This window comes from Pseudomonas sp. WP18 (genome assembly GCF_036689585.1).
In the GTDB taxonomy this organism is placed as follows: Bacteria; Pseudomonadota; Gammaproteobacteria; order Pseudomonadales; family Pseudomonadaceae; genus Aquipseudomonas; species Aquipseudomonas chlororaphis_E.
Window position 1 is genome coordinate 1,510,041 of sequence record NZ_CP144758.1, and the last position, 13,300, is coordinate 1,523,340.

Below are 13,300 nucleotides of genomic sequence, written 5' to 3' on the forward strand. Positions count from 1 at the left end.
TGTGGCCCGCACTGACAGGGCTCGTTCAACGCCTATTCGTTGGACAAGTCCGCCAACGGGTGCCGACCTTCCCAAGCCTTGTGGAAATGCGCTTGCACCACGGCTTCCGGAATATGGTTGATGTCCGGCCAGTGCCAATGGGGCTTGTGATCCTTGTCGATCAGCCGTGCCCGTACGCCTTCGCTGAATTCCGGATGGCGGCAGCAGTTGAGGCTCAAGGTGTATTCCATTCGGAACACACCGGCCAATGACAGGTGTCGGGCGCGGAGGATCTGCTCCCAGACCAGGTGCGCGGTCAGGGGCGAGCCTTCAGTCATTGTCCGGGCTGCCCGAGCGATCAGCGGGTCCTGGTGGTCCACCAGCAGGCTCAGTGCTTTCCAGGCGCAGCGCACGTCGCTGACATCCAGCCACTCATCGATTTTTTGCCGGCGCGGCAGCCATTGGGCTTCGGGCAGTTGCGCGACGGCTTCCTGCTGCAAGGCTTTGAACAGGCTGTTGAGCTGCATCTGGGTCTGTTCCTGCCAGTTGAGCTGCAACAAGCCTTCGATCAGGTCGTCCTGTTGTTCGTCCAACAGGAAACGGTCGGCCAGGCCCAGGTCGAGGGCATCCCGAGCGTTCATGTGGGCGCCGGTCAGGCCGAGGAACAAACCGAGCTTGCCCGGCAGGCGCGACAGGAACCAACTGGCGCCGACGTCCGGGTACAAGCCGATGCTGATCTCGGGCATCGCCAAGCGACTGCTGGGCGTGACGATGCGCGTGCTGGCGCCTTGCAGCAGGCCCATGCCGCCGCCCAATACGTAGCCATGGCCCCAGCACAGCAGAGGCTTGGGGTAGGTGTGCAGGTTGAAGTCCAGCCGGTATTCCGCCGCGAAGAATTGCGCCGCCAGCGGCGGCACTTCACCGGGACTGGCCCGGCAGGCCTCCACCAGGCTGCGGACTTCACCGCCGGCGCAGAAGGCCTTGGCGCCGTTGCCACGCAGCAGCACGCAGACGATTTGCGGTTCTCTGGCCCAGGCATCGAGACGGTCACGCAGGGCGTTGATCATCGGCAGGGACAGGGCGTTCAGGGTTTTTTCGGCATCCAGGGTGGCGACGCCGATGCGCGCTCCTGTGATACCCGTCAGTTCTTCGAAGTGCAGATTCATCGTGACCTCGATCCGAAATTTGAATGTTCAGTATGACCGTTGCGTGGGAAAGTGCCGGTTCTGTGTCAGATCAATTGACAAGCCATGTAGGCTTTCCTAGGGTGCGCCCATTGTTTCTACCGGGTGCAATCATGACTGCTGATGACCGTATCAAACTCGAACCGAGCTGGAAGCAGGCACTGCGTGCCGAGTTCGACCAGCCCTACATGGCAGAGTTGCGCGAATTCCTGCGTCGGGAGTACGCCGCCGGCAAGGAGATCTACCCACCGGCATCGCTGATCTTCAACGCCCTCAACTCCACGCCGCTGGACAAGGTCAAGGTGGTCATCCTCGGCCAGGACCCGTACCACGGCCCGGGCCAGGCCCACGGCTTGTGCTTCTCGGTGCAGCCGGGCGTGCCGACGCCGCCGTCGCTGGTGAACATCTATAAGGAATTGAAGCGCGACCTGAACATCGACATTCCCAACCACGGCTACCTGCAAAGCTGGGCCGACCAAGGGGTGCTGCTGCTCAACACCACCATGACCGTGGAGCGCGCCAATGCCAATGCCCACGCGGGCAAGGGCTGGCAGCATTTTACCGACCGGGTCATCGAAGTGGTCAGCGAGCACCAGCCGCACCTGGTGTTCCTGCTGTGGGGTGCCCATGCGCAAAGCAAGCAGAAACTGATCGACGCGACCAAGCACCTGGTGCTGACCTCGGTGCATCCGTCGCCGTTATCGGCGTACCGGGGGTTCCTGGGGTGCGGACATTTCAGCCGCACCAACAAGTTCCTCGAACAGCACGGCGAGGCGCCGATCGACTGGCGATTGCCGCCGGTCTGAGTGTTCGTCCTCGGGGCCTGTTCGCCAGCAGGCTCGCGAAGAAAACACCCCAGGCAATCAGGCCTGCCCCTGGCGCCGTATCCAGTAACGGAACAACGGTTCTGCCAGAAACAGCACGAACAACAGTCGCATGACCTGCAACGCCGTCACCAACGGCACCGACAATTGCAGCGTCTCCGCCGTCAAGCTCATTTCCGCGATGCCGCCGGGCATCATGCCGAGGGTCAGTGAGCGCAGGTCCAGGTGGGTCAGTGTGCTCAGGCCCAGGGCCGCGAGGCTGGCGATCAGCATCGTCAACACGGTGCCGATCAGGGTGCGGCCCATGAACGACGGCGCCCGCCGGAAGAACTGTCGGTTGAAATGACAACCCAGGCCGCTGCCGATCAGCCATTGGCCAATCTGGCTGGCGCCGTGGGGCAAGCCGATGTGCAGGTCCCAGCCGATGCTCACTGCCGCGCTCACCAGCAGCGGCCCGAACAGCCACGGGTTGGGTTGGCGCAGGCGCTCCCAGACCCAGGCGAGCAGGGCGCCGGCTGGAAACAGCAGCGCCAACCAGAGCCAGTCCACGGTCGTGGCATGTTGTACCGGGGAGCCTTCGCCCAACAGGTACTTGAACGCCGCGGGCACGCACAGCACCACCACCAGCACCCGCAAGCTCTGGCCCGCGGCGACGCGACTCAGATCGGCGCCGTTACGGGCGCCAAGGTTGACCATTTCGCCGGAGCCGCCCGGCATGCTGGAAAAGAAAGCGGTGGCGCGGTCCTCGCCGGTGCGGCGCATCAGCCAGACACTCACCCCGCTGGACACGCTGGTGATCAGCGCGCCAAAAAAAATCAGGCCGAAGTGGCCCAGGACCTGCTCCATCACCAGGGGCGTGAAGTGCAGGCCGATTCCGATACCCACTACCCATTGGCCGCATTTGCGGCCGCCGGGGATTTCCTTCAACTGCCAGGGTGTCAGGCAGCGCACCAGGATGATCGCCAGCAACGAGCCGACCATCCAGGGCAAGGGCCAGCCAACCAGGCTGGCCAGGTAACCGCCGGCCAGGCCGACCAGCGGTGTTCCCCACCATTGTCTAAAAGTCGCCTCAGACATTGGCCAGGGCACGTCGTTGGGCGGCGCGACGACGCCAGAACCGCAACAATGGCATGAACAGCATGATCGCCGTCAGGATCCAGCAACCGAAGGTGATCGGGCTCAACCAGAGGATCTCCAGTGCGCCATTGGAAATCGACAACGCACGCCGCAGGTTCTGCTCCATCAGGCCGCCCAGGATAAAGCCCAGCAGCACCGGTGACAGCGGGAAGTCCAGCTTGCGCAGGATGTAGCCGAAGATGCCGATGCCGATCATCAGGAACAGGTCGAACGTGGTGGCGTGCACCGCATAGACACCGATGCCGGTGATGATGGCGATGACCGGTACCAGCGCCCAGTTCGGTACCGCCAGGATGCGGGTGAACACGCGGATCATCGGGATGTTGAGGATCACCAGCATGACGTTGGCGATGAACAACGACGCGATCAGGCCCCAGACGATGTCCGGCTGTTGCTGGAACAGCAACGGGCCAGGGGTGATGTTGTACAGCGACAGCGCGCCGATCATCACCGCCGTGGTGCCCGAGCCGGGAACGCCGAGGGTCAGCATCGGCACCAGCGCACCGCAGGCTGCGCCACCGATGGCGGTTTCCGGCGCGGCGAGGCCACGCTTGTCGCCCTGGCCGAACGTGCCGCTGGCACCGGCGATGCGCTTCTCGGTCATGTAGGCCACGGCACTGGCGAGGGTGGCGCCGGCGCCCGGCAACACGCCCATGATGAAACCGAGTAGGCCGCAACGCAGGTTCACGACAAACACCGATGCCGCTTCCTTGAAGTTGAACATCATCCGCCCGGTGGCTTTCACCGCTTCCTGGCCGCGGTGGGTTTTCTCCAACAGCAACAGGATCTCGCTGATGGAAAACAGGCCGAGCACCAGCACGACGAACTGGATCCCGTCGGTCAGGTGGATGTTGTCACCGGTGAAGCGGTACACGCCGCTGTTGGCATCGATCCCGACACTGGACAGGAACAGGCCGATCAGCGCTGCGATAAACGTTTTGAGGGGACGGTCGCCGGCCATGCCACCCAGGCAGACGATGGCGAACACCATCAGGACGAAATACTCCGCCGGTCCGAAGGCAATTGCCCATTTGGCCAGCAGCGGGGCAAACAGGACCATGCCGCAGGTGGCGATGAACGCACCGATGAACGAACTCCACGCCGACAGTGACAACGCCACTCCGGCCAGGCCTTGGCGCGCCATCGGGTAGCCGTCGAGGGTGGTCATCACGGTGGAGGCTTCGCCCGGGATGTTGAGCAGGATCGAGCTAATGCGCCCGCCATATTCGCAACCCAGGTACACGGCGGCCAACAGGATAAGCGCCGACTCCGGCGGCAGGCCAAGGGCGAATGCAATCGGGATCAGCAGTGCCACGCCATTGATCGGGCCCAGACCCGGCAACAAACCGACCACGGTGCCGATCAAGGTGCCGGTCAATGCGGTGACGAGGTTGTAAGGCGTCAGTGCCACGCCAAAACCCTGGCCGAGATAATTCAGGGTATCCATATCAATTCTCCAGGACGTCGAGCAGGCCGAGGGGCAGGGGGACGTCCATCAGCTTGTCGAACAACAGATACAGACCAATGGCCATCAGGCTGATGATCACCACGCTCGGCACCCAACGGCCGCCATACAGGCGTGCCATCGGCACTCCGACCAAAATGCTGGCGAGGATGAAGCCCAAAGGTTCGAAGGTGCCGGCGAACACCAGCAGCAGTGCTATGCAGATGCCGATTTTCTGCAGGGTTTCGCGGTCCAGTTGCGGGTCTTCGTCGCTGTGTATGACCGGTGCGGGACGAAACAGCATGTACAACAAAGCCAGGCCCATCAGCCCAAGCATCAGCAGGGGAAAGGCGCGTGGGCCAACGGGTTCATAAGAAAAAGCCGCCTGGTAAGGCCAGGCCATCAGTGCCAGGCCAACACAGGCCAGCAACAGCACCGCCGCAAAAATACGTTGAAGGGTGAGCATGACTAACTCCTGGGCAGCGTCGGGGTAGCCGACGCCGCCGCGCGAACAGAGACGGTTACTGGATCAGGCCGAACTCTTTGGCCAGCACCTTGTAATCGGCGACTTGCTTCTTCACGTAGGTGTCCAGTTCCTGGCCGGTCATGGCGAACGGGAACAACTCGCGCTGGTCTCGCAGCTTGGCGAACTCTTCGGAGGCCAGCAGCTTGTCGAAGGCGTCTTTCCACCAGGCGTAATCTTCGTCGCTGACCTTTGGCCCGAGGTAGAAGCCGCGCACCACCGGCCAGACGATGTCGTAGCCTTGTTCCTTGGCGGTCGGGATGTCTTTCATTTCCGGCTCGTCGATGCGTTTTTCGGCGAACACGGCCAGCAGGCGCATGTCACCGCTCTGGATATGGGGCATGGAGTCGGAGATGTCGGTACTGCCGACCTGGATGTGCCCGCCGAGCAGGGCAGTAGCGATTTCACCGCCGCCTTCGAGGGCCACATAGCGCAGGTCGCGAGGGTTGATCCCGGCGGCCTTGGCGATGAGTGCGGTCTGCATCCAGTCCTGGCTGCCCACGGTGCCGCCGGAGCCGATGACCACTGAGCCTGGATCTTTCTTCAGGGCTTGTACCAGATCATCGAGGGTCTTGTAGGGCGAATCACTCTTCACTGCGATGGCGCCATAGCTGGTACCGACGGCGGCCAGCCAACGCACGGCGCTTTCGTCGAAGCGACCGAACTTGCCCTGGGCCAGGTTCAACAGCGAGCCGCTGGACCAGGCCACCAGGGTGCCGGCGTCCGCCGGGCGCTGGGCGACCACGGCGTTATAGGCCACCGCGCCAACGCCACCGGGCATGTAGGTGACGCGCATCGGCTTGGTCAGCAGCTTCTGGTTGACCAGTGCGCTTTGCGCAAGCTTGCACGTCAGGTCGAAACCGCCGCCGGGGGAGGCCGGTGCGATGCATTCGGGGCGCTTGGGTTCGGCGAGCAACTGCCCGGCGAACATCAGGCAGCCGGCGGCCAGGACGACTTTACGCAGTGATAGGCTCATTATTGTCTCCACAGGAGTTGTTGTTGTGTGTGGTACGAAGGGGGCGATGCCGGCTCCTTGCCTTGCTCATCGAGGATGGCCGACACAGGTCGTGGCAGGGAGGGGCGCGATGGAACAACGGCAGGCCGGGCAGCAGTGAAGCTGGCCAGGACGGTCTGTTGGAAGCGGGAAAGGTGGGCTGGCACGGTGGCCTGACGCTGCATGGACAGCATGATGAACACTCCGCTTTTATTGTTCTTATCGGCGAAAACGCTTCGAGGCGTTTTTCGTTCGCGATCCGCATCGCGACCGGCAGTCGAAACTGTCCGTCCTGGGACTCTAACGGCCCAACCTTTCGCTAACCTTTCAATACCTTTCAGGCTGTTTTTTGGCTTCACAGTGGGCGTTGCGGCTGTAAACTCCGCGCCAAAGAATGGCGTCGGCCATCCCTGAATCGAGGAATAACCCATGCGTGTTCTGCTCGTCGAAGACCATCTGCAGCTTGCCGAAAGCGTTGCCCAGGCGCTCAAGAGCACCGGTTTGACCGTCGATGTGCTGCACGATGGCGTGGCCGCAGACCTGGCCTTGAGCAGCGAGGAGTACGCCGTGGCCGTCCTCGATGTCGGGCTGCCGCGCATGGACGGTTTCGAAGTGCTGGCGCGCCTGCGGGCTCGCGGCAAGACCCTGCCGGTGCTGATGCTCACCGCCCGCAGCGACGTTAAGGACCGCGTCCACGGCCTGAACCTGGGGGCCGACGATTACCTGGCCAAGCCCTTTGAACTGACCGAGCTGGAGGCCCGGGTCAAGGCGCTGTTGCGGCGCAGTGTCCTGGGCGGCGAACGCCAACAGCGCTGTGGTGGGCTGGTGTATGACCTGGACACCCGTCGTTTCACCCTCGACGATGAACTGCTGACGCTGACATCCCGCGAGCAGGCGGTGCTGGAGGCGTTGATCGCCCGGCCGGGGCGGGTGATGAGCAAGGAGCAGTTGGCCGCCCAGGTATTTGGCCTGGACGAAGAAGCCAGTGCGGATGCCATCGAGATCTACGTCCACCGGCTGCGCAAGAAACTCGATGGCCATGCCGTCGCCATCGTGACGTTCCGTGGCCTGGGCTACCTGCTGGAAAACCGCGATGCATAAGCCCGACAGCCTGCGCTGGCGGTTGCTCTGGAACCTCGCATTGCTGTTGGTGGTGCTGATGCTCGCCAGCGGCCTGAGCGCCTACTGGAACGGTCGCGAAGCCGCGGATACCGCCTATGACCGCACGCTGCTGGCCTCGGCCCGAACCATCGCCGCGGGGCTTTCCCAGCGCGATGGCAGCCTGAGCGCGGACGTGCCCTATGTGGCCCTGGACACCTTCGCCTATGACAGCGCCGGGCGCATTTATTACCAGGTCAATGACATCAACAAGCAGTTGATCTCTGGCTATGAAAACCTTCCCGGCCCGCCGCCCGGTACGCCACGCACCGACGATTACCCGGCCCTGGCGCGCTTCTACAACGCCAGTTACCAGGGCCAGAACGTGCGGGTGGTGAGCCTGCTCAAAGCCGTGAGCGAGCCGAACATGAACGGCATGGCGGAGATTCGCGTTGCGGAGACCGAAGAGGCGCGGGTCAGCATGGCCCGCAGCCTGATGGCCGACACCTTGCTGCGCCTCGGGATGCTGGCCGTGGGGGCGTTGCTGCTGGTGTGGTTCGCGGTCAGTGCCGCATTGCGTCCACTGGAGCGCTTGCGTACGGCGGTGGAGGAGCGCCAGCCGGACGATTTGCGTCCGCTGCCGCTGGTGGAAGTCCAGCATGAGCTCTGGCCCCTGGTGCGGGCCCTCAACCACTTCACCGAGCGGCTGCGCGGGCAGTTCGAGCGCCAGGCGCAATTCATTGCCGATGCCGCCCATGAACTGCGCACACCGTTGGCCGCGCTCAAGGCCCGCCTGGAGCTGGGCTTGCGCGCCAGTGAGCCGGCGACCTGGCGTGAAACCTTGGAAACCGCCGCCCAAGGCACCGACCGCTTGACCCATCTGGCGAATCAGCTGTTGTCCATGGCCCGCGTCGAAAACGGCGCCCGCGCCATCGCCGAGGGCGGCGCGCAGTTGCTCGACATGAGTCAGCTGGCCCGGGAGCTGGGCATGGCCATGGCGCCGCTGGCCCATGCCCGGGGTGTGGCGTTGGCGCTGGAAGCCGATGAGCCGGTGTGGCTGCGGGGCGAGCCGACCTTGCTCAACGAGTTGCTGAGCAACCTGGTGGATAACGCCCTGGCGCATACCCCATCGGGCGGCAACGTGATCCTGCGGGTCACCGCGCCGGCGGTGCTGGAAGTTGAGGACGACGGCCCTGGCATTCCCCTGCACGAGCGCGATCGGGTGTTCGAGCGCTTCTATCGTCGCAACCAGCAAGTGGCCGGGTCCGGCCTGGGGTTGGCGATCGTCGGTGAGATCTGCCGCGCTCACTTGGCGCAGATCACCCTGCACGATGGGCAGGAGCGGGGGCTGAAGGTGCGGGTGAGTTTTGTACCGGGCTCGGACTGATTCCAATGCGCTTCGGCGCACCCGGCTCGCTAGTAAAACATCGACCGCGCTTCTTCGATGTGCGCGCAGCGATCCTTGTTGTCCAGGTCGATGCCCAGCTTCTTGAAGGACGGCACCGCAAACACATCGATCTTGCCGAGAGGGTGGTCGGTGTCTCTGTAGCAATACAGCGCAGCGACCTGCACCAGGTCGACATAATCGACCTGCCGGGTATCCCGGGTGAAATCCAGGTACAAGCCCGGCAGTTTCACCAGCCTCTCTGGAAACTCCCAGACACTGAGCAACTTGTCCCCCAGCACCGGATGAATCGTCTCGATGACATGGTTGAGGCTGACGGGGTCGGACAACAATTCGTTGTTGTCTTGCGCGTACGTCAGGATCGGCAGCACGCCGATCTGGTGCACCAGCCCACCGAGGGCCGCCTGGTCGGGCTTGAGCTGCGTGTAGCCGCGGCACAGCGCATAGCTGACACCGGCGATCTCCAGGCTCTTGCGCCAGACTTCGCGCATTTTCTGTTCGACCACCTCGGAGCGGGCATGGAAAATCTGCTCCATGACCAGGCCAATGGCCAGGTTACTGCTGTAGTTGACGCCAAGCCGGGTGATGGCCGTGTGCAGGTCGGTGACTTCCTGGGTGGCGCGAAGCAGCGGGCTGTTGACCACTTTTATCAGGCGAGCCGAAAGCGCCGTGTCGCGACCGATCACTTTGCTCAGGTTGCTTACGCTGATTTCCGGGTCTTCAGCGGCCCGGCGAATCTGCAGGGCCACTTCCGGTAATGTTGGCAACACCAGGTCATCGTTATCGATGGCCTCCACCAAATCCCGTTGGACCTTCTCCGCCAAATCGCTCATTTCGGTTCTCTAGGGTGTTGCGACAAAGGCTGCGATCAGCGCTGGATCTCGCGGTCGCGGTCCAACTCGTAAGGCAAGTCGAGCAACTGCAGGGTTGGGCCTTCCAGGGCGCCCAGGTGCAGGTTGCCATCTTCCGCTGCTTCGGCCTGCAACACCGCCAGCAGTTCAATGTTTTGCTCGGCTCGCGCAGCCATCACCACTTCGCCGATGGAGCTGCCGTGGGTCGGGGAGAACAGCGCCGTGCCCGGTTCCGGCAGTTCGCTGGCGTCCAGTTGCAGGCGATACAGGCGCCGTTTGAGCTTGCCCAGGTACTGCATGCGGGCGACGATTTCCTGGCCGGTGTAGCAACCTTTCTTGAAACTCACGCCGCCAACGGCTTGCAGGTTGAGCATCTGCGGGATGAACAGCTCACGGGTGGCCGGCATCACCTGACCGATACCGGCGCGGACCTGGCCCAGCAGCCACGGGTTCAGGTCTTTCTCGGCGAGTGCCGCGGCCAGTTGGCTCCTGAGCGCTGGCGCCTGCTCGGCGCGGGCCCAGAGTTCAGCACGGCCGGGGGAAACCCGCACGGCGATCAGCGACTCATGGCGAACCACACTGTCGGTGTCGGCCGGCAGTTCGAGGCCCAGGCCGGCGAGCACGTCGTCGGCGTTTTCCAGGCCGAAGCGAACCCAGGCCAGGCTTTCGTCGGTGAGTTTGGATTTGGAGAACACGGCGTATTTTTTCAGGTCCGCCAGTTGAGGCTCGAGCAGCTCGCTGGCCATCGCCATCAGCACGCCGTCGCCTTCGAGCAGGATGCGGAAGCTCGATTGCATCCGGCCTTTCTGGGTGCAGCGGGCACCAAGGCTGGCACGGCTGTCGCTCAGGTAGTTGAGATTGCAGGTCAATTGACCTTGCAGGAATTTGCCGGCATCCACGCCGCGGACCGCGAGAACGCCTTCGTGGGACAGGGTGCAGAAAAAAGCGGAATCAGCCATGGGACATCGCAGGGTAAAAAGTCTGGTGGACATCATAAGGGGGCGCCCTTGAAATGGGTAGTTCACAAAGGAACGGTCGTGGCCGACCAATGCTGTCTGTTCCACCACGGCGGGGCCTGTATACTTGCGCTCTATTTGAGGAGCGCTCCATGGTCGAAGATGTTGAACTGAATCGCCTCTACTGGCACAGCCGTCGCGGCATGCTTGAGCTGGACGTGTTGCTGGTGCCGTTCGTGAAAGAGGTCTATCCCCATCTCAATGAAACGGACCGCGCGTGCTATGTCCGCCTGCTCGAATGCGAGGACCAGGACATGTTCGGCTGGTTCATGGAGCGTAGCGAATCCGACGATCCAGAGCTGCAGCGCATGGTTCGGATGATTCTGGACCGTGTCCAGCCAAAGTAACCGCTTCGAATGCCGCTGGCAGGCCTCCAGGCAACTGCTGGCGGCCTACCTGCTGGCCCAGGCTGTCGCCCTGGGTTCGTTGTGTCTCCTGTCTGTCCCTTTCCCGTTGGCAGCGCTTGGCGTGGTGCTGTGCCTGGCCCATGGCGCCTGGGTCCTGCCGCGACAGCTCTTGTTGACCCATCGACAGGCCTTCAGTGGTTTGCGTTACGATGCGGCCGGTTGGCACCTGTGGAGCCCGGCTCACGGTTGGCGGGCGGTGCAGTTGCGCCCCGACAGCCTGGCGTTGCCGATGATCGTCGTGCTGCGTTTTCGCCTGCGGGGCGAGTGGCGGGTCCGCTCGCTGTGCGTGCCGCGCGACGCGATGGCGCCGGATGTTCATCGGCGCCTGCGGGTGCGGCTCAGGTTCAGTCGACGTAGGTGGGCGGCACCAGGATAGTGTCCAGTGCCTCGGGCAGTAGGTTCGGGTAGTCGAGGGTGTAATGCAGCCCTCGGCTTTCCTTGCGCTCCATGGCCGAGCGAATCATCAGTTCGGCCACCTGGGCCAGGTTGCGCAGCTCGATCAGGTCGCGACTGACTTTGTAGTTGCTGTAGAACTCGTCGATTTCATCCAGCAGCAAGCGCACCCGATGCTGGGCCCGTTGCAGGCGCTTGTTGGTGCGCACGATCCCCACGTAGTCCCACATGAAACGCCGTAGTTCGTCCCAGTTGTGGGCGATGATCACGTCTTCGTCCGAATCGGTGACCTGGCTGGCGTCCCACGAGGGCAGGGCGGCGGGGATGGCGATCTGTGGCAACTGTTGCAGGATGTCTGCCGCCGCCGAGCGGGCGTAGACGAAGCATTCCAGCAGCGAGTTGCTGGCCATGCGGTTGGCGCCGTGCAGGCCGGTGAAGCTGGTTTCGCCGATGGCGTACAGGCCCGGCACGTCGGTGCGGCCCTGCTGGTCGACCATCACGCCACCGCAGGTGTAGTGCGCCGCCGGCACCACCGGGATCGGTTGCCGGGTGATGTCGATGGAAAACTCCAGGCAACGCTCGTAGACGGTCGGGAAATGGCTCTTGATGAAGGCTTCGGGCTTGTGGCTGATGTCCAGGTAGACGCAATCGATGCCCAGGCGCTTCATTTCATGGTCGATGGCCCGGGCGACGATGTCCCGGGGCGCCAGTTCGGCACGCGGGTCGAAGCGCTGCATGAAGCGTTCACCGTTGGGCAGCTTCAGGTGGGCCCCTTCGCCACGCAGGGCCTCGGTCACCAGGAAACTCTTGGCCAGCGGGTGGTAAAGGCAGGTGGGGTGGAACTGGTTGAATTCCAGGTTCGCCACCCGGCAGCCCGAGCGCCATGCCATGGCGATGCCGTCGCCGCAGGCGCCGTCGGGGTTGCTGGTATAAAGGTAGACTTTCGCGGCCCCGCCGGAGGCCAGGATGACGAAACGCGCGCCGTAGGTGTCGACTTCGCCGGTGCCGCGATTGAGCACGTAGGCGCCCAGGCAACGATCACCCTCCAGGCCCAGGCGCTTTTCGGTAATCAGGTCGACCGCGACGCGCTGCTCCAGCAACTCGATGTTCGGCCGCTGCCGGGCCTGGGCGAGCAATGTCTTGAAGATCGCCGCGCCGGTGGCATCGGCCGCGTGGATGATCCGTCGATGGCTGTGGCCGCCTTCGCGGGTCAGGTGAAATTCGAAACCGCCGTCTTCGTTGCCGGAGTGCTCGTCACGGGTAAATGGCACGCCCTGGTCGATCAGCCACTGGATGGCTTCCCGGCTGTGCTCGACGGTAAAGCGCACCGCGTCCGGGTGACACAGGCCGCCACCAGCGTTGAGGGTGTCGTCGACATGGGACTCGACGGTATCGGTATCGTCCAGGACGGCCGCGACGCCGCCCTGGGCCCAGAATGTCGAGCCGTTGGCCAGGTCGCCCTTGCTCAGCACGGCGATGCGCAAATGCTCCGGCAAGGTCAGGGCAAGGCTCAAACCGGCGGCTCCGCTGCCGATTACCAGAACATCATGTTGGAACTGTTGGCTCATTCGAATGGTTTCCGCTCAAGGCGACCCGGGTCGGGGTTGGCGCAGGACACCGTTTCATCGGGTCACGCAGCCACGCAGCCCACTAGTATATAGAGGGGGGGACCGGCACAATAGCCGGGCGAATCATGGCAATGTGGTACCAGTGTGGTGGAACAGCGGCACGCTTCGTCGGATCGCGGTTTCGCATGGGTGGGCAACAAGGCGGCCGTTTCGAGGACAGAGCGTGGTTTATCCCGTCACGGTTGGCCAATGTCCACTTCACAGCGCTATAAAATAGAGGGAACTTTTGCCAGGCGCCTACGTTCAATAGACGGTTGTCTGCAAAAGGGAGCAGCGTTGGGTGTGCAGGATTTCGATTGAAGTCCTTGCCGACAGGCCCGGCGATAGATTATTCGCGCAGCCGGGGAATCTCGTGCTGCGTTTTTCGTGCGTGCCGAGATCAGAGCGCGCCGGAAACTTGCTTGGAAGGGGGAGAAC

The 13,300-nt window shown here is 63.2% G+C and carries 13 protein-coding genes; 5 read left to right on the forward strand and 8 right to left on the reverse strand.

The genetic code is table 11. The annotated features are described in order from the left end of the window. Nucleotides 1-32 precede the first annotated feature (32 nt). A complete protein-coding gene (locus V5F23_RS06670) occupies nt 33-1,145 on the reverse strand; it encodes an enoyl-CoA hydratase/isomerase family protein (protein ID WP_042731925.1) in 1,113 nt (370 codons plus the stop codon). A gap of 128 nt (nt 1,146-1,273) precedes the next feature. Between V5F23_RS06670 and ung the strand changes: the two genes are divergently transcribed. Continuing rightward, nucleotides 1,274-1,969, forward strand: a complete 696-nt coding sequence (ung, locus tag V5F23_RS06675) for a uracil-DNA glycosylase (protein WP_161796124.1) — start codon at nt 1,274-1,276, stop codon at nt 1,967-1,969. Nucleotides 1,970-2,026: 57 nt separating this feature from the next. On the opposite strand, the gene V5F23_RS06680 is transcribed toward ung, so the two are convergent. From V5F23_RS06680 to V5F23_RS06695, 4 genes are read right to left on the reverse strand one after another with little or no spacing between them, the layout of a single operon-like run. Further along, nucleotides 2,027-3,064, reverse strand: coding sequence for an AbrB family transcriptional regulator (locus V5F23_RS06680; RefSeq protein ID WP_042731923.1), 1,038 nt, complete (start codon nt 3,062-3,064; stop codon nt 2,027-2,029). Then, a complete protein-coding gene (locus V5F23_RS06685; protein WP_338497820.1) occupies nt 3,057-4,571 on the reverse strand; it encodes a tripartite tricarboxylate transporter permease in 1,515 nt (504 codons plus the stop codon). The genes V5F23_RS06680 and V5F23_RS06685 overlap by 8 nt, the downstream gene beginning before the upstream one ends. 1 nt (nt 4,572) lies before the next feature. Beyond that, complete coding sequence (locus V5F23_RS06690) at nt 4,573-5,034, reverse strand: tripartite tricarboxylate transporter TctB family protein (protein WP_042732117.1); 462 nt, start codon at nt 5,032-5,034, stop codon at nt 4,573-4,575. A gap of 55 nt (nt 5,035-5,089) precedes the next feature. After that, nucleotides 5,090-6,067 carry a tripartite tricarboxylate transporter substrate binding protein gene (locus V5F23_RS06695; RefSeq protein ID WP_042732116.1) on the reverse strand — a complete coding sequence of 326 codons (978 nt, stop codon included), beginning with the start codon at nt 6,065-6,067 and terminating at the stop codon, nt 5,090-5,092. 447 nt (nt 6,068-6,514) lie between these two features. On the opposite strand from V5F23_RS06695, the gene V5F23_RS06700 reads away from it, so the two are divergent. Then, nucleotides 6,515-7,186, forward strand: a complete 672-nt coding sequence (locus V5F23_RS06700) for a response regulator (protein ID WP_042732115.1) — start codon at nt 6,515-6,517, stop codon at nt 7,184-7,186. After that, a complete protein-coding gene (locus tag V5F23_RS06705; protein ID WP_042732114.1) occupies nt 7,179-8,570 on the forward strand; it encodes a sensor histidine kinase in 1,392 nt (463 codons plus the stop codon). The genes V5F23_RS06700 and V5F23_RS06705 overlap by 8 nt, the downstream gene beginning before the upstream one ends. Before the next feature lie 29 nt (nt 8,571-8,599). Here V5F23_RS06705 and V5F23_RS06710 read toward each other — a convergent pair whose 3' ends face one another. Both V5F23_RS06710 and V5F23_RS06715 read right to left on the reverse strand, forming a co-directional pair. Next, nucleotides 8,600-9,421: an HDOD domain-containing protein gene (locus V5F23_RS06710; protein WP_042732113.1), complete on the reverse strand. Its 822-nt coding sequence runs from the start codon at nt 9,419-9,421 to the stop codon at nt 8,600-8,602. A 35-nt stretch (nt 9,422-9,456) separates the two neighbouring features. Continuing rightward, nucleotides 9,457-10,398 carry a folate-binding protein YgfZ gene (locus tag V5F23_RS06715; protein WP_338497822.1) on the reverse strand — a complete coding sequence of 314 codons (942 nt, stop codon included), beginning with the start codon at nt 10,396-10,398 and terminating at the stop codon, nt 9,457-9,459. 149 nt (nt 10,399-10,547) lie between these two features. Between V5F23_RS06715 and V5F23_RS06720 the strand changes: the two genes are divergently transcribed. Both V5F23_RS06720 and V5F23_RS06725 read left to right on the forward strand, forming a co-directional pair. Then, nucleotides 10,548-10,802, forward strand: a complete 255-nt coding sequence (locus tag V5F23_RS06720; RefSeq protein ID WP_042732111.1) for a succinate dehydrogenase assembly factor 2 — start codon at nt 10,548-10,550, stop codon at nt 10,800-10,802. Beyond that, complete coding sequence (locus V5F23_RS06725; RefSeq protein ID WP_212803486.1) at nt 10,786-11,238, forward strand: protein YgfX; 453 nt, start codon at nt 10,786-10,788, stop codon at nt 11,236-11,238. The genes V5F23_RS06720 and V5F23_RS06725 overlap by 17 nt, the downstream gene beginning before the upstream one ends. Here the strand turns inward: V5F23_RS06725 and nadB are convergent. Beyond that, nucleotides 11,207-12,823: an L-aspartate oxidase gene (nadB, locus tag V5F23_RS06730; protein ID WP_212803487.1), complete on the reverse strand. Its 1,617-nt coding sequence runs from the start codon at nt 12,821-12,823 to the stop codon at nt 11,207-11,209. The two genes, V5F23_RS06725 and nadB, sit on opposite strands and share 32 nt — an antisense overlap. Between the last annotated feature and the right edge of the window lie 477 nt (nt 12,824-13,300).